Raw genomic sequence first — 21,045 nt, 5'->3', positions numbered from 1 at the left:
TCATCTGTTATTAAAATATTAGAATTATTCTGTTTATTTAACAAATTGAAAAATCCTATAGTTACAATTTGATAAATTAATAGTATTTTTTTTATCGTTTTATAGTTTTATAAATGAAACAGTAAATTTATTAATTTTCCATAAATTCTAATTTTAATGAAAAATGTTTACTACTATAAGAAACTTCAATTACAACCATAAAACCTTTTAATTAGTTGTATTACAACGATTTATATACAATTTAACAATAACGAGTATTCTATTGTAAGCGAATCGGAATTTAAATTAGTTACTAGGGGGAATAAAAATGGACACAGCTGAATTGAATAAATTAACAAAATGGGCAATTGAACATAGGAGATATTTTCATCAGTATCCCGAATTATCTGGCGAAGAATTTGAAACACGTAAATATATTAAACAGCATTTGGACAAGTTGAATATCGAAATATTAAATTATGAACCTCCGAGCATAGTAGGATATCTTAAAGGTACAGAAGGTAGCACAACTATTGCCCTTAGAGCTGACATGGATGCACTCCCTGTTGAAGAAGAGGGTGAAAAAAGTTATATTTCACAAAAACCTGGAGTTTCTCACGTTTGTGGACATGATGGACATATGGCTGTGTTATTGGCGGTAGCCAAGTGGTTGTCCGAACATAGAAGGGAAGTAAAACCAAATATCGTTTTTATTTTTCAATCCTCAGAAGAAATGTCTCCTAGTGGTGCTGAATCTTTAATACGACAAGGGGTATTAAATGAAGTCGATATGATTTTTGGAATTCACTTGTGGCAACCCCTTCAGAAGGGAAAGATTGGAATACGATCTGGTGCAATGATGGCGTCAGTAGATGATTTCCGAATAACGATCGAAGGAATGGGAGGTCATGGTGCTTCACCTCATGAAACAGTAGATTCTGTTTATATATCAAGTCATATTATAGGAGCCCTTCAATCTATTATAAGTAGAAGAATTGATCCATTGAATCCAGCTGTTATTTCTGTTGGGAAAATGGAAGCAGGAACTTCTTACAATATCATTCCTACCAAGGTATCTATGTATGGCGCAATACGAACTTTATCAAATGATACAAGACATTATATTTGTAGTGAAATGAAGAAAGTTATTGAAGGAATTTGTAATAGTTTTGGAGCGAATGGAAGTTTAGAATTGTTCGGGGGATTATCTCCTGTTATGAATGATAAAGAAATGAGCCGTTTTGTGGGAAAGACAGTCAAAACGGTGTTTGGGACAGAAGTTTTAGTTCACGTAGATCCTACCATGGCATCGGAGGACTTTTCATGTTATTTAGAAAAAAGAAAAGGAGCTTTTATTTTTGTAGGAACCGGAGGGGAAAAGAGCGCTTATCCACATCATCACCCCAAATTTGACATAGATGAGGACGTTCTAGAGACTGCAATAAACTTATTCATAGGACTTGTACTAAATTATGAAGAATAGTCCGATTTGAAACATTAATTGAAAAGATAGTATTTTACTAAAGAATATTCAACAGTAGTAAACAAAACAAAGAGTCCTGAATAACATCAAATGATATTATTCGAGGACTTTTTGTTTACTTTGGTTAGAAGGAAAAGGGAATTATTTACTATGTTGTAGCTGCCCAAGTATCTTTTAATAGGTCACTAAAGGAATTAATAGTAGCTCCTTCTGTTCGCGTCCTTAAATAAATTAGAGATGTCTCAATCATTTGAGTACAATAATGTAAAGGAACAAGTAGCCCGTTGGCAAGTTCTTCTTTAATGACATTTTCCCCAAGTAAAGCAATCCCTGTTTGATTGAGTACAGCACGTCTAATGGTTTCATCACTTCCACCGAATTCGATGATAGAAGCCGGTCTATAATTCATCTCTGAAAAGCATTGTTTTATTAGTGAATCAAAGCTACAGTTTCCATGAAAGGCTAGAAAAGGATATTTTTCCAATATTTTTTCTTTAGTATTATCTTTAAAAATTTCTGCAGCAACTACAAGTACTGCCCTTTCTTCACCAAGAGCATAACTTTCTATATCTTTATGGTTACATTCACATGCAATAATGCCTATATCTGCTTCATTACTAAGGATTTTTTCAATAACGTCCAGACTATTGGAGGGTATAAGTTTTAATTTAACTTGTGGATGAAGGTTTATATAAGCATTTACCAAAATTGATAGGTAGTGACTACAATAATATTCAGATGCAGCAATAGATAGTCTTCCAGATGGACCATTCAATTCCTCCAGCTCTCTTTCTAATTCCTCCACTACATTAAACAACTTATCTGTATGTTTTTGCAACTTTTTACCTGCGGGAGTTAAAAAAGTACTTTTTCCAATGCGAGTAAAAAGTGAATGACCAAGTTCTCTTTCTAATACTTGAATTTGTAGCGTAATAGTTGGTTGTGTATATCCTAAAATTTTAGCTGCTTTTGTCATATTCAGGTGTTGGGCAACCACCTGGAAAGTTTTCAAGTTTCTAAGCTCCATACTTTTTCCTTTCATACCTGAAAAAATAGATATAATATTTGCATTTAACAGTTATTAAGTTTTTCTATGGTTACCATTAAATTAATTAATTTTATCCCTATTTTAACCTGTGATAAATTTATTGCGGGCGCAATTTAGATGATATTCATACTATCAGAAGATGAATATGAAGGCAAAAATGTAAGAAGTAACATTGAAAATTAAATGATAAAATTTAAATTAGATTTTAGTTAAAAACAAACTCAATTACTGAAAGGGGGATTAAGATATTGCAACTATTAATAGCAATTTAGGGAGTTGGCTTGTTTCTTGATCATATATTAGCTAACTATACGTTTATAGGTCCCTGATTACTGAAATGGGATAATTTAAAATCTCTTGCTATCTTTTTGATGTGGGAAATCTCATACTGTTACAGGCTACATTAATGCATTACAATCGAAAATAGAAGGTTGAATAAAAACTAAAAATAACTATAAGGAAAAAGAGGCTCATGCATATTTAAAAAGAATATGTGCTGGGCCCCTTTTTATTAAATTCTATACTTTATTAATAAGGAGATGCTAAATCACTAAGTTTATTTAATAGATACTATTAAATTAATCAATTTTTCACTTTGTTTATGCTGTGATAGATTTAATTGGAACTTAGTAGTGGCAACTACTTTGAAGATAAAAAAAATTAAAGGAGGAAATAACTTTGTTCCCATTTAGAGTTTTAAATCAGGAAAATATTAAAGAGTTATTAGACATGAGAACTGTAATAGAGCTGGTCGAAAGAGCCTATAAGTTGAAGGAGAAAGACGAGGCATCTTTATTTCCGATGGTATTTCATGAGTTTGAACCTGGTAAAGCAGATATGGATATTAAGTCAGGAGAATTAGTAGGTGCAAATATCTTTGGCTTAAAATTGGTTTCATGGTTTGGGGACAATCCTTCTAAAAACCTTCCGGCCGTTGTTGGGACAGTTCTAGTGCTGGATAGTCGTACAGGAGCCCCTCTAGGCATCATGAGTGGTGAGTTTATTACTATGATGCGCACTGGAGCTGCTGGAGGTATAGGAGCCAAATATTTGGCAAGAAAAAATTCAGAGCATCTCGTTTTGATTGGTTCAGGGCATTTAGGACCTTTCCAAATAATAGCTACCTTGATGAGTATGGAGAATATCAAAAAAGTAACTGTTTACAACGCTAATTCTTTTGAACATGCTAATGATTTTTGTGAATCGATAAAGAATAAATTATTGGAACTTCTTGCTCCTTATAAAGATCTAGATCAAGAATTTTATAATCAAATGCTTCAACGAATCAACATTTCATTTGAAGCAACACGAGATATTCAACAAGCAACAGAACAAGCTGACATCATTATTACCGCAACTCCAGCTCGTAAACCTATAATTAAAAAAGAATGGGTGAAACCAGGTACGCATATATCATGTATAGGTGCAGATATGGAAGGGAAGCAAGAAATCGATGAAAACCTTTTTGTTAACGCAAGAGTGTTTGTAGACGATGTAGGTCAAGCCATTAGTGTAGGTGAGACTGAAGTTCCGTATAAAAAAGGACTTATTGCAACCATTCAAATTGAGGATGAAATAGGAAGTGTCATTTTAGGTAAAGTTGCCGGTCGTGTTTCTAATGAAGATATTACGATTTTTGATAGTACGGGAATATCTTTACAAGATTTATTAACAGCTAACTATCTTTTAGAACAAGCAACTAAAAAGAAACTTGGTCTTATTACAACACTTTAATATATACAAAGGAGATTTATTATGAATATTAAAACATTTGCAGTTGAACAATGGATGAATGAATACGAAGTGGAAGCTGTATACAATATTGCAGAGACTTGTGTAGAGTCGCTAACAGTAAACGAATTAATCTCAATAGATGGAACGGATCCAGAAAAATTTCTCGTTGATTTGGGCAAGAACAAATTAACGTATGGGCATATTGAGGGATCTCCAGACTTTAGAACATTAGTATCAAATCAATATCAATCTCTTGAAGCTGATAATGTACTAGTAACAAATGGTGCCATTGGTGCAAACTTTTTATTACTTTATTCTCTTATCCAACCAGGCGATCATGTAATTGCTGTCCATCCAACATATCAACAATTATATGAAGTTCCTACATCATTTGGCGCAACTGTAGACTTATTACCTTTACGAGAAGAAAATAATTATTTACCGGATTTAAATGAGTTGAAATCCTTAGTGAATGAAAAAACAAAAATGATTATAATTAATAATCCAAACAATCCCTCCGGCGCTATTATAGAAAAAGAAATGCTTGAAGAGATTGTAGAGATTGCTCGTTCTTATGATGCTTATATCCTTTGTGATGAAGTATATCGTAGGTTATTACAAGAAGACGATCTAGTAGTTCCTTCTATTGTAGATTTATACGAAAAAGGTATAAGTACATCAAGTATGTCAAAAGTGCTCTCATTAGCGGGTTTACGTCTTGGGTGGATAGCCGGACCAAAAGAAGTAATTTACGAGTGTTATAGACATCGTGATTATACAACAATCAGTTGTGGTATGTTAGATGATATTTTGGCGGTACATGCTTTGAAGAATTATGACAAAATATTAGATCGAAACCGTAAAATAATTAAAGATAATTTAACTATTTTAGACGCATGGGTAGAACAAGAACCTTTAATTTCTTATGTTAAACCACGTGCTGGTACAACTGCTATGCTTAAATATGATCTCCCCGTTTCATCAGAAGATTTTTGCATTGGTCTCTTCAAAGCAAACGGTGCATTTCTCACGCCTGGTTCTTGTTTTGATATTGAAAGTCATGTTCGAATCGGGTACGCCTGCAAAACAGAAGTATTAGAACAGGGGCTTCAAAAAGTATCAGAATACCTTCGAACATTAAAGTAATTGATATTTGAAATTATTATAAAGAAATTAATAAACATTAGTTTAATTTGTGCAATGGCCAAAAATTAGATTTGTCAGGTGCATTAGCAACTCTTGAGATATAACAAAGAAGAGAATTTATTTGGTATTAGAAAAGCCTAAAGTATAAAAAAACATAGAGTTAATAGACGTATTTCCTAGGTTAGCATTAATGATTAAAATTGAAATTATTAATTCTAATACAGGTTATTCAAAGGTTCTTCTGTTAGCAGTTACCAAAGAACAAATCGATAAAGGATAAAGCTTGATATAGCATTAGCAAAGTAATTCTAGTGAAGCTCCTTATAAATTTCCTATTTTGAAAAAATAAGTGGGGAAGTATTATGGAAAGAATTATTGAAGAGATTAAAGTTATTGCAAGATGCTTAGATACACTCAGCAATATAGCATATAAAGATTTTCAACTTTCTAGGGGACAGTACTTGTATCTCATTGAAATCTGTGAACATCCTGGAATGATTCAAAAAAAAATAGCTGAAGTGATTAAAGTAGACAGAACTACAGCAGCTCGCGCTATTAAAAAGTTAGAAATAAATGAATTTATAAAAAAAGTAGGTGATAAGGAGAACAGAAAAATAAAAAAACTATTCCCTACAGTAAAAGGAAAAGAAATATATAAATTGATAGAAAAAAAAGAGAAACATTTTAATGGATCAGCTCTCCAGAGTATTAATAAAGCAGAACTGCAATTAGTTTTAAATCTTATTCAAAGAATTAGAGGAAATATTGAAATTGATTGGCTGCATATAAAAAAGGGTTCTGGTGCAAGAACTCCATGATAATTTCAATTAAACTCTAAATAATGGACATATTGATACAGTGGAAAAGTTATCAGACTTACATGATTTGTGAAAAGCGAGAGGGTACTGAGGTACAAACTTGTGCTTGCGTATATTAAGCGGAGACGATTGAAGAACGGGGATTATCGATGGCTCACACCATATTATGCCCGAAATCATCAAATGAACCGCCAATTAGATGAAAGGGTATGGCTTCATCTTAAGCAATGACTCTTGGAGCGCCTATGAAACGTATACCAAAGTAAAAGGTCATTGGATGTAGCTGTATCGTGCAGTGTATTTCGAAGGAACAAGAGTTATTTTTTATCAGTATAACGAGTGACAAATAAGGCGGCAAGCACTTTATCAAGATAGCCTTGGAGTCTTTTCATGTTTCTAATTCTCGAGGCATACCGGTCGATATTCAAAGCATTGCGAACAGCCAAACAGATTATCTCATCTGTTTGGCTGTTATACATATGCTAAAAAAGACAACTTCAAGGCTGAGTCTGTCCAAACCAAGGTTTCAGTCTAAAAAGTCGATTCACTTAATATTCATTTTTATTATTGATTTTACCACTTCCTAAAATATTCTAATGTTCAAACCTTCACAAATTGTTCACATCAACAATGAAAACGCTTACGATTTTCATTGTATAATATATATATCCTAATTGATTTCATAGTTTTGCACCAATTATCATACAATTTTAAATAAATGATTGAATAGACAGAAAGGAGATAATCAGGTGATCTTAAAATCGTTGAAAAAAAAGGGCATAACGACCATCATTTATTATAAAGAAGGAGTATTAAAAACATGCAAGGGTCAATTGCATAAACTTAACCTAAATGAACAAACCCTTTCCTTAAAGGATGAAAATCAAAAGATTTTCTCTATTCGTTTATCTCGTATTATGGAAATTTATTAATTTAATTGCTTTCAATTAACAATATATTTATTAATCCCGAATCTCTAGTTTATTACTAGAGGTTCTTTTTTCATATATGGAAAGCTGGAATGTTTAGCATTCCTGTAGTTAATAATTTTTCAGTTTTGAAAAAAATGGGGCACCTCATTTCCGGATTGATAAATATAGTTTTTATACTATGGCCAGTATCCTTCGTGGAATTCCTCAATATGGTGTTCGTTAGAAAGTCTGGGTGCGATTAACTATGGAATGTATGGAGTGATTTACTTAAAAAATGAATATTTATAAGGGATAATTTTCGGGTTTGTTTCCCCAGGAAATAATCGTCTTTATTGTCAAGTTTTCCATCATTACCCAAATTAAACCTAACTCACTTCACAAGAGCGGAGTAGTTGGGTTTCGTTACTATTTAATTCCAATCACTAATCTAGTTCCTACAGCTTCAGTAATAATGGATGTCAGATTATTAATTTTGAGATTACGTTCGGTAAATAAAAAAGTCTAATCGCTTCCACTGAAGAAATTGGAATTCCCCTAATAATTAACTATCAAAGAATCGTTAAAATTAACGATACGGCGAAGGCGCTTAATTGTTTCATTAAACTTTAAAGTGGTAAATAGAAAGTATCAAACTAGCAGGGAGGTATTAAAATGAGAGTTCTGGTAATAGGAACAGAGGACATGACCGGAGAGCACGTTGTAAAACAGCTGGCAGACAGGCACCATAACCCGGTAGCACTGGTAGGAGCAGAAAATAAAGTTGAGGAAATGGTTAAACTTGGAGCACGAGATGTAGTTTCTTTGGAAAAAAGGGATTTTTCCAGTGCCTTTTCGGGCTGTGAAGCTGTGATCTACCTGAGTAGCGCCAGTCCCCGGACTGGGGAGGGCAAACCAATACTGGTTGACCATCAGTCAGTAATAGACTCAGTTGAGGCTGCTAAGAAACATGGGGTGAAGCGCTTTGTTCTGATGAACACCATGCGAGCAAAAGAAATGGAGAGCAAGAATTCTAGTACAAACGATGTCAAGTACCACTCAGAAGAGCTATTAAAACAGGAAAAGCTTACATATACGGTCATACGGACAAGTATGCCTGTGGATAAGCCGGGAATAGGTAAAGTTGAAGCTGGACCATCAATTGTGAATGACAAAGGCGAGATACCAAAAGAGGATATTGCTTCTGTATTGGTCAAAGCGCTGGATACTGAAGAAGTATTTAATAAAACGTTCCATGTAACTTCTGGCGAAATTCTGATTGATGAAGCACTCCAAAGATTATAGATAACTCGAGTAACTTGCACAAAAAATAAGAAGCAAAGGGTGATAAAATGTCCAAGTTAAAAAATTACCTTCCTACAGTTTTAAAAGGATCTGCCGTTTTAGGGACAGTTGCGGCCGCAGCGTACTTTTACCGAAAGGATGATACACAAAAACAACATTCAATCCTGAGGAATTTCCCCCTAATCGGCAGAATTAGATACATGACAGAGCAAATAGGACCTGAACTTAGGCAGTATTTATTTGAAAATAATAATGAAGGCACCCCTTTCTCAAGAAAGGAATTCGAGGATGTTGTAAAAGCAGGAAAATATAAGGAGCGTTTAATCGGATTTGGATCGGAACGTGACTTCAATGAGGCTGGATACTATATTCGAAATAGTATGTTTCCCAATCTCCGGGAAGAATTGAGAATAGATAATAGCCAAAAAATCAATACAAAGGTATATGAAGTAGATGAGGAAGGTCTATTGACCAGAAAGGAGAAGCGCGAAGATAGACAAATAGAACCGTACTTTTTACGAGACGAGGATGCTGTCATAATCGGAGGGGATACATGCCGGAATCCCTTTAAATTAAAGGGGCTCGTAGGACAGTCTGCAATGAGCTACGGGGCACTCGGTGAGAATGCCATCACTGCACTGTCGAGAGGATTAGGGCTTGCAGGAGGAACATGGATGAATACTGGTGAAGGTGGTCTTTCCAAATACCATCTCTCCGGAAATCCCGACATCATGATGCAAATCGGTCCGGGACTGTTTGGAGTAAGGACACCAGGTGGGGAGTTCTCCTGGGAAGAATTCAAGAAGAAAAGTGAAATCGAGCAAGTAAAGGCATTTGAAATTAAGCTGGCACAAGGTGCCAAAATCAGAGGTGGGCATATTGAAGGACAAAAGGTGACAGAAGAAATTGCCCAAATCCGCCTGGTAGAACCTGGCCAAACGATCAATAGCCCTAACCGGTTCTATGAATTCAAGAATTTTAATGAATTGTTCGAATTTGTGGAAAGAATGAGGGATGTAGGCGGAAAGCCTATCGGTATCAAAATTGTTGTGGGGGATCTTGATGCACTTGAGGAAATGACGAAAACCATGAGAGATACAGGTAAAGGGCCGGATTTTATCACGGTGGATGGCGGGGAAGGCGGAACTGGGGCAACCTATCAGGAGCTTGCAGATGCAGTCGGACTCCCTATTATGTCAGCCTTGCCACTTGTAGATGAGATGTTAAAAAAATATGGTGTACGAAACCGGGTCAAGCTGATTGCATCAGGTAAGCTGACTTCTCCAGATAAAGTGGCGGTCGCTTTAGCAATGGGGGCAGATTTAGTCAATATAGCCCGTGGTTTTATGATTAGCGTTGGCTGCATCATGGCTGAAATCTGCCATACAAATCATTGCCCTGCAGGAGTAGCCACAACTGATTCAAAGTTGCAGGAAGGTCTGGTTATTGAGGAAAAACAATACCGAGTCGCCAATTACGTGATTTCCCTCCGCGAGGGGCTATTTAACCTTGCAGCTGCCGCAGGTATAGATACTCCGACCAAATTTGAACGAAAACACATCGTTCACAAGGATGAGTGGGGAAGAGTTTCCCCTGTCCGGGACATCACCCTCACTCCCGAAAAAGTGGAGAAGCTAAGAAATAAGGAAAAAGTGGAGAAATAGCTTGGCGGGATTTTTATTTTTACTATATAGAAGAAACTCGTCAAAAAGGTAAGCCTTTGCTCAATGCAGCAAAGGCTATTTAAGTGCGTCCGGCATTGGTGCAATGTATAGGGGGGAGCAAGTCTCGAATCATGAAGTCAGTAGTAATGATTAGCTTAACGGATGGGTGTCTCAGTATTCAAATAAAATAGAGGTGTAAGTTAAAAATATCAAAGTTCAAGGAAGGATTGTTTACAAATGGAAAATGAGCTCGTCTAGTTTCATCTTCTGAGACCCGTGAGATAGTAAAAGTAACAGAAAGACCAGAAGTCATTTCATTAGCGGGGGGACTTCCAGTTTCAGAGCAGTTTCCTGTAGAAGCGCTTAAAGTTGGTGCAATATTGTATTGAATGAAGAGGGAGCGGCATTTCTTCAATATATAAGTGCGTGTGAATGACCCCGAGAACTATACCCGTTGATTTGGATGGGGCAAAAGGAGAGAGCCGATTCAGGCATTTCAAGATTAATCTTAACCGTAGGGGGAAGTTGCTTTACAACTTTAAGAATATAAGTATATGGATGTTCTCCCGCAAGCTTCCGAAAGGTGACTGGCAGGAAGTCATCCGAACAGAAAGTGGGCTGGAAAGTCTTAATCGATTTTTATTTCAGGTTAGAATTGAATTAAAAAATGGAATGTTACTTTTTCAAATACAGGGGTCTTTATTAGTTACGAATAAAAATAAACAACCAAGGGCGAAACCTAATTGGTTGTTTATTTTTTATTTTGGCTTTTAAACAAAACTATTTAAGGTTGATTGGAGCGGAAGTGCGAATCTCCTGCGGGTGCAGCGGGACAGGTGAGACCCCACAGGCGTTTACGCCGAGGAGGCCCACCGCCCGCACCAAGGAAAGCGAGAATCTGGAGGGGAAATCAACCACACCGCACTACTTGGTAAATAGCAACAAAGTATGTGAAAACAGCCTTTATTTTTTAGTAGCTTCCTTGGCCGATATAACCTTTTGTACAAACTTTCTGTCATTTTTGTACCCTATTCTGTCCAAGGTGAATGCAAAATACATTCACAGAAATTTTTATTTTTATATTCCGGTCTAAAATATTCAATAATATCTTCCTTCATATTGCCAAAAGTAGTTTCTGGCTTATGCTTAAAGCCCTCATAAAACGCTGGAATAATGTCCTTTTTGAAATTGTTACGTGGGAAGGCCTTTATAATTTCTTCACGCAAGTCGTCAGGGAACTGTTCAAAGCCATCTCCCATAACATCTAAACCAACACCCGAAAAGAGAAGAGCCACTTCAGCTTCCTTATGTTCTGCAATGCCAGGTGTCGTATGTAATGCAATAGCATCCCATACAAGACGAATCGACTCATCTGGAATTTGATACTGCTGTAAAAAGCTCCTCGCAGCATTTGCACCGTCTACTTCAAAACGTAAATCTGGACTGCTGAACTTTTTTGTTAAACCTAAATCATGGAATAATGCACTAACATATAGCAACTCTAAATCATGATTCTGCTTCGTCTTTTTTCCGTTGACTGCACCAAATAAAAATACGCGATTTGAATGATTCCACAACAAGTCATCCCCATGCTCGCGTAAAAGATCTGCTGCTTCTTTAGCCAATTGAGAATCTGGAATTTTAATACCTGCTACTTCTTGAAACATAATTGAAAATCCCCTTTACAATTTGATTATGAACTTGTTTTCATTGTAAAGAGGAATTTATCATTTATCTATCCATTCATTTCTATGATAATAATAGATAAAAACTATAATATAGAACTTTTTAAAGAAGCTATCTCATCTTTTTCTGTATGAAAACGCAGCCTTTCGATTTCACATAATAATAACTCGATATACTTACGTGCCGCATAATTGATAAAACGATTCTTTTTCATCACGAGATAGACTGATCTAATCAAAGTTGGTTTTTCAATACGTTGGAAAAATAAATCCTCTGTATCATAAAATTCATATAATGTACGCGAAACAAAACTGCGGCCAACCCCATTTCGAACGAGCTTCAAGATAGATTCAATGCTAGACGTTTCGACGATGGGTTCTAACTGCCTGCCAACCTCATGACTCGTTTTATCAAGTATTTTTCTGCATTGATGGATATTTGGAAATAAAATAAGCGGACTGTCTAAAACATCGGAAAATGAAGCCTTCTGCTCTCCAGTACTTTGATTACTAATCAGGTAAAATTCTTCATCATACAACTTCGTCACCATCAACATATCATCACGATTGAATTCAAAACCAATACCAAAATCTGCTTGATTCTCTAAAACAGCCTTTTCCACTTGATCAGTACTTTGAACAAACACTTTTATGTTTGGATATAATTGGTTGAATTTAATGCACAAAGTGGATACCAAATCCGTTATTTCTCCTGGTAACACGGCAATTTTCAATTCCCCGATTTCTACTTTTGTAAGTGCTCTAATTTGAGAAGATATACTTTGTAAGGAATTTTGAATATTCAATGCTTCTTGTTGTACGATTTCCCCCACCTTAGTAAGTTCAATCTTCTTACCAATACGGTTGAATAGTGCATAGCCCACATCTTGTTCAAGCATTTTAATTTGATGGCTTAAAGTTGGTTGCGAAATTCCTAATTTTTCAGCTGCTTTTGTAAAATGGAGTTCTTTACTGACCATTAAGAAATATTCTAAATGTCTTATTTCGATACTATTTCAATCCTTTCTAATGAAAATAATTAAATCTGTATGCTTCCAATAAAATAATCTAGTTATTAAGTTACTTTATTTGAAGGGATTATTCTATAATTTGGCCCGATTGCTGGATAAAATTAAAAAACACCATTAGGCTATTTGTTATTTTGGTTCATAAATACCTCACTATGATTTGGATAACGGGCCTGGTTAAACAGAAATCATGTCTAATTACTGTTTAAAATTGAAGTCGTAATTAATTCACTAAATGAAAGTTTATATACTCAAAATAAAAGGTCATCATTATATGAAAATTGTAATCAATATTGACATGTACAATTAATAATAATTGTACCTTTTTAGATGTCAGTTTACATAATAGAATATTTCCTATACTTAAAATTTGAGATAGTCGAAAATTGAATAGACTTTATAAGGAGGAGCTAAATCATGTATATACCTAAACATTTTCAACTCAAGGATGAAGAAATAATTTATGATTTTATCGAAAAGTACAGCTTTGCCACTTTATTTTCTCAACACAATGGAGAACCATACGCTACCCATCTTCCACTCACATTAAATAAAGGTGAAAGTGCATTATATGGTCATTTTGCCCGTCCAAACGAACAATGGAAGGATATAGAATACCAAAAAGTTCTTGCGGTTTTCCAAGGTCCTCACTCTTATATATCTCCTTCTTGGTATGAAACAACGATGGCAGTTCCTACTTGGAATTATGTCTCTATCCATTTATATGGAAAGATGGAGATTGTCGAAGATCAAAAAGTCATTTTCGATTCCCTGAATGATATGGTAAAAAAATATGAAAGTCCAGATAGCCCATACAATTTAATTGATGTGGATTCCAGATTTATCGAAGGAATGAGTAAAGGGATTGTAGCATTTAAAATAAAAATCACAAAAATTGAAGCGAAAGCTAAATTAAGTCAAAATCACCCTGTGGAACGGCAAGAATTGATTATTAAGAATCTAGAAAACACTTCTCAACAAGATAATATACAAGTAGCGGCTCTTATGAAGAAGAATCTACAAAAATAAAAGTTATTCGACATTGTCTTGTTCAACTGATGTGGTAGTTTTGTTAAAAAATTAAGCCTAATTTCAGATGGAAATTAGGCTTAGTTTTTGATCTACAGCTGCCACTTAATTTCATCGCAATTAAAAATTAAGGGATTTATCAGTGCAACACCAAACATTCAAATAAAACAGTTATTCTTTGAACCATGCCTTCTTTAAGAGTTTCACACCCACATCGATTTCATTTGAAGAAAGATTACTGAAACCTAGTTTAACCATTGGTCCGTCGGTGTTATTTTTAATGAAGTAGAGGGACGTAGGATACACAGTAACTCCATGTGAGGAAGCTTGTTGAATTAACCATTCTTCTGTATGCTTCAGATGTACTTTGACTAATACGTACAAACCAGATTGTTCACCAATAATGGATATATTTTGACCGAATTGCTCTTTTAAAGCGGATACTAAGTGCTGCATTTTTCTTTTATAAACAAGGCGCATGCGTTTAATATGTCTACTCCATTCTCCCTCTTCCATAAATTTAGCCATTGTATGCTGGCTAAGCAGGGAGGTAGTAGCTTCAAAATGAAGAAACTGATTTTTATAACGATTTAAAAGTGGCTGTGGCAAGACCATATAACTTAAACGAATTCCTGGAAGAAAGGACTTCGAGAAATTCCCTAAATAAATGACTCTTGCCGAATCAATGGAGGCAAGAGCAGGGAATGGTTTTTGTGTATAGCGAAATTCACTATCATAATCGTCTTCGATAATATATCCACGCATCTTGTTAACCCAATGAATAATCATTTGCCGTTGTTGGATAGACATGCTTACTCCAATTGGACTTTGATGGGAAGGGGTTACATAGATTAATCGTGAATTCATTTGTTCTAATTTTGAAAGTTCAGCACCTGTTTCATAAACCGGCAAAGTTTCAAACATAAAACGATGGAATTGAAAAGCTTCCCTGGCACCGTCGTAACCAGGGTCTTCAACTATAATACTTTGGAATTCATCCTTCAGTATATGTCCCAGGTATACAAGCATTTGTTGGGTACTGCTTCCGATAATAATTGCATTTGCATTTGTTTTCACTCCGCGTGATTGGAATAAATATGTGGAGATTTGTTCGCGCAGGCATTCTTCCCCAAATGGTTCCCCGTATCGAAAGCTTTCCTGTAATGTTAATACTTGATTAGCCATTCTCCTCCAAATTTTCAGTGGGAAATGTGTTTGATCAACGATATCTGCCCTGAAATTAACTTCCGGAGGTCTCTTGGACTCAGTCCGCTTTTTATCATAAGAGATTATGGTTTCCTGAAATATACGGGGTTCTAACTCGTTTGCAAAATATCCTTTTCTGCCCTCTCCACGAATATACCCTTCAGCAACAAGTTGTTCATATGCGAGTAAAGTTGTATTGCGGCTTACATGTAAAGAATCTGCAAGTTGACGAATGGAGGGTAATTGCTCATTTGCCAAAATGACTCCTTGTTCAATATATGATTTGAATTTCTCATAGATTTGTTTGTATTTTGGGGCGTTATCATTGAACGTAAAAATGGTATTATTCATTTGCATTCCCTCTGACATGTATATTTGTTTAATATTGTACCTTTTTTTATGTCAACTTGTATAATAATATTTTTTTATCGGATATTTATTTTGAAAATTCAAATACAAGTTGAAAGGAAGATTATTGTGTACATTCCTAAGCAATATCGTATGAAAAATGAAGAAGCAGTTCAAATTATGAAGTCTAACCCGTTTGCCTTATTGATTACTGTTAATGAACATCGTCTCTTGGCTACTCATATTCCTTTGGAAATTCGCGAAGATGAAGGGAAAATCTATGCGACTGGGCATATTGCATACGGAAACATGCAGAAAAAGACTTTAGATAATAATAGTGATGTGTTACTGATTTTTCAAGGGCAGCACGCCTACATTTCATCAAGTTGGTATCAGTGCGAAGAGGTTCCAACATGGGACTATCTAGCTGTACATGCGTATGGATCAGCGCGTTTAATCACTGAAGACGAGCTGATTTCATCCTTGGATACTATGCTTAATCATTATGAGGGTCACCGAGAAAATGGCCGGACCTGGGAAACGTTTGATCCAGAGTTGCTTAAGAGTGAAATGAAAGGAATAGTGGGCTTTGAAATTGAAATCACATCTATTCAAGCTGCAGCCAAAATGAGTCAAAATCGCAATGACACCGATTACAAAGCGATTATTACAGAGCTTGAAAAATCAAATGAACAAGGGGAAATTCAGGTTGCGCAATGGATGCGAGAGCAAAGGAAAGGGTCAATTGAATGATTGGCATATTACTAGGGTTTGTTATGGCACCCCTAAAAGCAAAAATGGTGTTTATCATTTAGGTAAGTCAAAACCATTCCTTACAGACAAGAGCTCATTATAAAACAGTTGGAACATATTCCTTTGTTAAATGAGCAACAAATCGCCTCCTTGATGAAAACGAACCTTAAAAAAGTGTAACCTTGCTTTCACCATCAAGGAGGAGCCCAATAAATCTTGTGCCAAAATACAATAAAGAGTTGCTTTTTATGGAGTTTTCTAATATTTGGCTATTTGTAATTGCTGCTGCTACATTGTTAATAATACCTGGACCGGCTGTGTTGTATATTATGGCAAGAAGTATAGACCAAGGGAAGAAAGCGGGCATAGTATCAGTTCTTGGTGTATCACTTGGCGGTTCTGTTCACGTTTTAGCTGGAGCGATTGGAGTTTCAGCGATCCTTATGACATCAGCAACAGCCTTTAATATCGTTAAATACTTGGGTGCTGCTTATCTTATCTATCTGGGGTGCAGGACTTTATTTTCTACATCTGATCGAACGACTTCAGAAATTCCAAAAGCCCCTAGCAAAAAGTTAGTAAAGATATTTTACGAATCTGCGCTCGTGGAAGTAATGAATCCTAAGACAGCACTCTTTTTTTTAGCCTTCTTTCCGCAATTCATATCACCTTCGGCCATATCAGTCACCATACAATTTTTACTTTTAGGCATTATATTTATTATCTTAGCTTTTATTAGTGATGGTCTGTATGCAGTACTCGCAGCAAGTATTAGAAAGCGGATTCTGGGTAGGGAAGTGAATTCTAGGTTGCAGAATCGGATAACTGGTTATTTATATATTGTTCTAGGGGTATTCTCCGTCTTTGCGAGCCCCTCCAAAACATAAGAATATTTGATAAAAGTCGATTCTACTAAGATAATAAGTAAAACGAAATGGAAAGATATTTTATGCCTTGATTTATCATTGAAGATGACTTTTGGTCGTTATTCCCTCATGCAATTGCATGCTTTAAAGTCAATGGCAGCCTCAATTTTACGAACAACTAGATCGCAGGCACCAGTTGATCTCCCTGAATGGAATTATGTTTAGAAAGCATCCTCATCACCTCAAGTTTTAATACTTCTATTTTAAAACAAAAATGAATCCAGGCAAAAGTGTTCTATCTAAAAGGTAAGGCAAAGTTGATTGGAGCGGGTGTTCGAGACTCCTGCGGGAAAAGCGCGTCTAGGGGAGACCCCGCAGGCGAAAGCCGAGGGCCGACCGCCCGCGGAAAGCGAGTGCCCTACGTTCCAATTAACGTCCAAATTGTACAAGCGATAAAAATAGACAAACTCAATTTTTTTCATCGAGTTTGTCTACAGTCTGGGAGCTTCTTTAAAAACAAGCTCCCACTTATAATAAATTATTGGTTCTACAAGGTTGTATTATTTTTTATTCCAAGAAATCCTTGGTCGAAATTACATTGGCATAAATACCGTTAAGTGCGCTGACAAAGGCATAATGGACCTGTTCAACTGGAACGACCTTATCTTGATAAGATAAGTCCCTTGTCGCACATGCATCTTCAATAAGAGTAGTTTCAAAGCCTAAATCCACTGCAGCTCTGACTGTGGCATCAATGCACATATGCGTCATCATACCTAAAATCACTAGCTTTGTTACTCCTTTTTCTTTTAATTTGCTTTCTAATTCAGTCTGTAAAAAGCTGTTAGGGAAATGTTTTATGATAATGCTTTCGTGTTCTAATGGTAGAACAGCTTCATTCAGTTTAACTCCATCCGTATTCGGAAGAAAAAAGCCTAACCCAGGATCACTAGCGATATGCTGGACATGAAAAATACTATCTTTGTTATTCTGCCTAAACCATTCAAGAACTTTAGCAGTATTAGCGGCTGCTTTTTCAGGGTTGCTTAATTCCATCTTTCCATTTGGAAAATAGTCATTTTGAATATCGACAATGATTAAAGCTGTGCTCATTTTTTCCACCTCTTTAAAAAATTTTTAGTACAATATAATGATAAATGATATATTGATTTCTATCGATACTTTGATGAAACACTTTTATATCAAAGCATTTCATGGTGAAAGGAATTTATTATGGAACTTGATAACATTGATTTTCAAATCCTTCGGTTATTATCCGAAAATTCACGTATTCAGTGGAAAGACTTAGGTGAACAAATTCATATGACGGGACAAGCAGTAGGAAATCGGATTAAAAAACTTGAGGAAAATGGAGTAATTAAAGCCTACTCACTAATAGTCGATGAAATGAAAATAGGAATTTCTTATACAGCATTTGTCATTATATATATGGAAACAGCAAACCATGATTCGTTTATACGTTTTATTAATGATAGAAATGAGATAGTTGAAGCTCACCGAGTATCGGGAGAAGGTTGTTACCATTTAAAAATAAAAGTTAACTCTCAAGAACTATTGAATCTTTTTCTTAATAAAATTCTCGATTATGGGAACTATTCGTTAAATCTATCAATACAAGAAATTAAGCAACATAATCCGTTGACTGCCACAATTTAATAAATATATTTTTATTTAAAAGAAGATACTGTATTCCCAATCATCATGAATCGTTCCAAGTATGGGGATGTTCGACTGGGACAGTAGCAGTGGGAATAGTCTTTTTTAATATCGTAGATTCGAAGGGAAAAGTAAAACGTTAGATGATTATACGCTTGCTGATGTTGGTGTTGGAATTTGTTTACGTTAGTTACCGTAGTAGCAGGGTCTGCTTTCTTATTATTCCCTTAATCGCGAGGGATGTTGGTAAAAGCGGGAATCCGTCAGCAAAGAGGTGGCAAAGAGATATGGTGTAGACTTAAACAAGGGGATAGATTGTTAACGAAGATGGTCCATGAACTTAATCTAACATGAAACCATACCCGAAGGTGGAAGTTAATTAATGTATCGAAGAAATATGGACAAATTACTGTTCTTATAAGCTGGTTACACACACTTTGTTTTTTACTAGGTTAACAAGTGAATGAATGTACCTGTTCCATTTTGTGCATCTACGTGCTCAATGTAGTACTCTCTTCGTTGCAGGTTACGTTAGCCATAATTGTTGATTAAGCAATTTCTTCTGCTCGTTTAGCTACCCCATTTGGTTTGCAACAGTTTTACTATTTGTTCCAATTTCCTTAGATATGATGTTTTATTAAAAATTACTGAACTAATGGGTCTTGCTTTAAAAAGGGAGGTTGCTGTGGCAGCCTTTTTCTTATGGAACAAAACGGGTTCAGCTTTTAAAAAAATAGGGCTCCTCAGTGAGATATGGGTAAGACACCACACTAACTCAAAACCCTATGAGGAACCCTAATATGAAGTTTAAAATGCAAGATAAACAAAATCAACTAAACGATGGAATTTCCATTGGAGTGGATATTGCCCAACAATTACATGTGCTAGATCAGTGAATTCCCGTGGAATTGTAATCGTAGACCCATTTGCATTTGAAAATAATGAAGATGGATTTGTTGGTTTAATAAAATGGATGGAGGCAGCCATTGTGGGAGTGGAGCCTATAGTCATCACACACTAAGGTTATTGTATGTCTAACTCTTTGACAGTTTCTCCTTCAATTAACACTGGCTGATAATAGGTTTCGTTTGGTAAATCCTTCTTTCCTTGTAATTTCTTAATGACCCAATCAGCTGCATCATGTCCCATTTGTTCTTGTGGGTGTGTTAATGTCGTTAGTTTGATATTGGCATTTTTCGCAATATAGGAATTGTCCTGGCCAATAATTGATAATTGTTCGGGAATAGAAATATCGAGTTGTCTGCATACATTTACTACTTCCAACCCTACCTCGTCGTTATAACAAACAATGGCAGTCAGCACGTCTCTATTTTCATTTAGGAACTCCTTCAAGTTCGTGTATAGGTCCAGCTTCGTTTCTGTAGTATACGAAAGCAATTGTTCTGGTTGAAAGCGTAATTTGGCTTCTCCAAGTGCTTTTATATACCCCTTCATTCGATACTTTCCTTGTAAGTCATCCATTTTAGCAATGAGTCCGATTTGGGTGTGTCCTTTCGAAATCAATTCTTTTGTTGCGAGGTAGCTTGACTGCACATCATCCAGGCAAAAGAAAGGAACCTCTAATTCTTCATAATAAGCGTTGATCATGATGAATGGAACCTCTTGTTCCTTAAATGATAGGTAGTAACCGATGTTGGGATTGTATAGATTGCTTTTTGTAGGTTCAATGATCATACCATCCACGCCAAATGACAACATCATTTCCAAGGCTTTTTTTTCTTGTTCGACATCATTATTTGTACTGGCTAATAGTAACGAATAATTATCTTCATTCAATCTTCTTTCAATTCCGCGGATAATAGAAGGGAAAATGTAATCAGAAATGTAGGTCGTGATTACACCAATCATTTTATTTTTGGAATTGCCACCAGATTTTGATTGATATTGGTTACTAACATATGTGCCAGATCCTTTTTCACTTCTCAAGAATCCCTCGTTTGATAATTCTAAAATGGACTTTCGTACAGTGTGTCGGCTAACGTTGTACATTTCTTGCATGACGGATTCAGTAGGAATTTGTTCCCCTACACTATATTCACCTGTAAGGATTTTATTTTTTAAATCATCAATGATTACCTGATACTTTGGTTTCATTAAACCTCACTTCTTCCATAGTTGTTTGCATTCTAATTTATACGCTTAAAATATTTGTGCGGACATATTTTACCATAATTTTTGAATAAATTAAAACAAATCATCTTATTTTTTGTATAAAGTTATAAATTCACCCTATTTACCTTTAGGTTTCATGTCGTATAACTTTCCTTAATACAAATTCATGACTTTAAGGTGAGGATGGAGTATTTCGTTTGGAAGTTGTAAGTATAAATAATATAAAACGTTGACA

The 21,045-nt window shown here is 35.5% G+C and carries 17 protein-coding genes and 1 pseudogene; 12 read left to right on the top strand and 6 right to left on the bottom strand.

Annotated features, from left to right (window positions below; all coding sequences use genetic code 11):
• Positions 1-307 precede the first annotated feature (307 nt).
• Complete coding sequence (locus OTG27_RS03215; RefSeq protein WP_268936193.1) at positions 308-1,462, top strand: M20 metallopeptidase family protein; 1,155 nt, start codon at positions 308-310, stop codon at positions 1,460-1,462.
• A gap of 148 nt (positions 1,463-1,610) precedes the next feature.
• On the opposite strand, the gene OTG27_RS03210 is transcribed toward OTG27_RS03215, so the two are convergent.
• Positions 1,611-2,474: a LysR family transcriptional regulator gene (locus OTG27_RS03210; protein ID WP_268936192.1), complete on the bottom strand. Its 864-nt coding sequence runs from the start codon at positions 2,472-2,474 to the stop codon at positions 1,611-1,613.
• A 714-nt stretch (positions 2,475-3,188) separates the two neighbouring features.
• On the opposite strand from OTG27_RS03210, the gene OTG27_RS03205 reads away from it, so the two are divergent.
• From OTG27_RS03205 to OTG27_RS03180, 6 genes are all read left to right on the top strand, one after another.
• Positions 3,189-4,244, top strand: a complete 1,056-nt coding sequence (locus OTG27_RS03205) for an ornithine cyclodeaminase family protein (RefSeq protein ID WP_268936191.1) — start codon at positions 3,189-3,191, stop codon at positions 4,242-4,244.
• Positions 4,245-4,265: 21 nt separating this feature from the next.
• Entirely contained in the window at positions 4,266-5,390 is a 1,125-nt protein-coding gene (locus OTG27_RS03200; protein ID WP_268936190.1) for an aminotransferase, read from the top strand.
• Positions 5,391-5,752: 362 nt separating this feature from the next.
• A complete protein-coding gene (locus OTG27_RS03195) occupies positions 5,753-6,208 on the top strand; it encodes a MarR family winged helix-turn-helix transcriptional regulator (protein WP_268936189.1) in 456 nt (151 codons plus the stop codon).
• Positions 6,209-6,957: 749 nt separating this feature from the next.
• Positions 6,958-7,140, top strand: coding sequence for a YolD-like family protein (locus OTG27_RS03190; protein WP_034307388.1), 183 nt, complete (start codon positions 6,958-6,960; stop codon positions 7,138-7,140).
• A gap of 651 nt (positions 7,141-7,791) precedes the next feature.
• Positions 7,792-8,421, top strand: coding sequence for an NAD(P)H-binding protein (locus OTG27_RS03185; protein ID WP_057277389.1), 630 nt, complete (start codon positions 7,792-7,794; stop codon positions 8,419-8,421).
• Positions 8,422-8,468: 47 nt separating this feature from the next.
• Positions 8,469-10,085 (top strand): FMN-binding glutamate synthase family protein, encoded by a 1,617-nt coding sequence (locus OTG27_RS03180; RefSeq protein ID WP_252266819.1) that lies wholly within the window; start codon positions 8,469-8,471, stop codon positions 10,083-10,085.
• 1,028 nt (positions 10,086-11,113) lie between these two features.
• On the opposite strand, the gene OTG27_RS03175 is transcribed toward OTG27_RS03180, so the two are convergent.
• A complete protein-coding gene (locus OTG27_RS03175; RefSeq protein WP_106028169.1) occupies positions 11,114-11,752 on the bottom strand; it encodes an HD domain-containing protein in 639 nt (212 codons plus the stop codon).
• A gap of 104 nt (positions 11,753-11,856) precedes the next feature.
• Positions 11,857-12,774: a LysR family transcriptional regulator gene (locus OTG27_RS03170; protein ID WP_268936425.1), complete on the bottom strand. Its 918-nt coding sequence runs from the start codon at positions 12,772-12,774 to the stop codon at positions 11,857-11,859.
• A 441-nt stretch (positions 12,775-13,215) separates the two neighbouring features.
• On the opposite strand from OTG27_RS03170, the gene OTG27_RS03165 reads away from it, so the two are divergent.
• Positions 13,216-13,827, top strand: a complete 612-nt coding sequence (locus OTG27_RS03165; RefSeq protein ID WP_268936188.1) for an FMN-binding negative transcriptional regulator — start codon at positions 13,216-13,218, stop codon at positions 13,825-13,827.
• 171 nt (positions 13,828-13,998) lie between these two features.
• Here OTG27_RS03165 and pdxR read toward each other — a convergent pair whose 3' ends face one another.
• Positions 13,999-15,384 carry a MocR-like pyridoxine biosynthesis transcription factor PdxR gene (gene pdxR, locus OTG27_RS03160; protein ID WP_268936187.1) on the bottom strand — a complete coding sequence of 462 codons (1,386 nt, stop codon included), beginning with the start codon at positions 15,382-15,384 and terminating at the stop codon, positions 13,999-14,001.
• A gap of 90 nt (positions 15,385-15,474) precedes the next feature.
• Here pdxR and OTG27_RS03155 point away from each other — a divergent pair, with 90 nt between their 5' ends.
• Both OTG27_RS03155 and OTG27_RS03150 read left to right on the top strand, forming a co-directional pair.
• Positions 15,475-16,134, top strand: a complete 660-nt coding sequence (locus OTG27_RS03155; protein WP_268936186.1) for an FMN-binding negative transcriptional regulator — start codon at positions 15,475-15,477, stop codon at positions 16,132-16,134.
• Between the two features lie 248 nt (positions 16,135-16,382).
• On the top strand, positions 16,383-17,021 hold the full coding sequence (locus OTG27_RS03150; protein ID WP_268936185.1) for a LysE family translocator: 639 nt from the start codon (positions 16,383-16,385) through the stop codon (positions 17,019-17,021).
• A gap of 546 nt (positions 17,022-17,567) precedes the next feature.
• Here the strand turns inward: OTG27_RS03150 and OTG27_RS03145 are convergent.
• Complete coding sequence (locus tag OTG27_RS03145) at positions 17,568-18,113, bottom strand: cysteine hydrolase family protein (RefSeq protein ID WP_268936184.1); 546 nt, start codon at positions 18,111-18,113, stop codon at positions 17,568-17,570.
• Between the two features lie 120 nt (positions 18,114-18,233).
• Between OTG27_RS03145 and OTG27_RS03140 the strand changes: the two genes are divergently transcribed.
• Together OTG27_RS03140 and OTG27_RS26815 are read left to right on the top strand one after the other, a co-directional pair.
• Entirely contained in the window at positions 18,234-18,677 is a 444-nt protein-coding gene (locus OTG27_RS03140; RefSeq protein WP_268936183.1) for an Lrp/AsnC family transcriptional regulator, read from the top strand.
• 800 nt (positions 18,678-19,477) lie between these two features.
• Positions 19,478-19,680 (top strand): annotated as a pseudogene (locus OTG27_RS26815) (IS110 family RNA-guided transposase); the annotation flags it as partial.
• A 20-nt stretch (positions 19,681-19,700) separates the two neighbouring features.
• Here OTG27_RS26815 and OTG27_RS03130 read toward each other — a convergent pair.
• Positions 19,701-20,792 (bottom strand): GntR family transcriptional regulator, encoded by a 1,092-nt coding sequence (locus tag OTG27_RS03130; protein ID WP_268936182.1) that lies wholly within the window; start codon positions 20,790-20,792, stop codon positions 19,701-19,703.
• Between the last annotated feature and the right edge of the window lie 253 nt (positions 20,793-21,045).

The organism is Peribacillus sp. AS_2, assembly GCF_026891895.1.
Lineage (GTDB): Bacteria > Bacillota > Bacilli > Bacillales > DSM-1321 > Peribacillus > Peribacillus frigoritolerans.
Note: the sequence above shows the minus strand (reverse complement) of the source record. Positions and strands in the feature narration are given on the sequence as shown.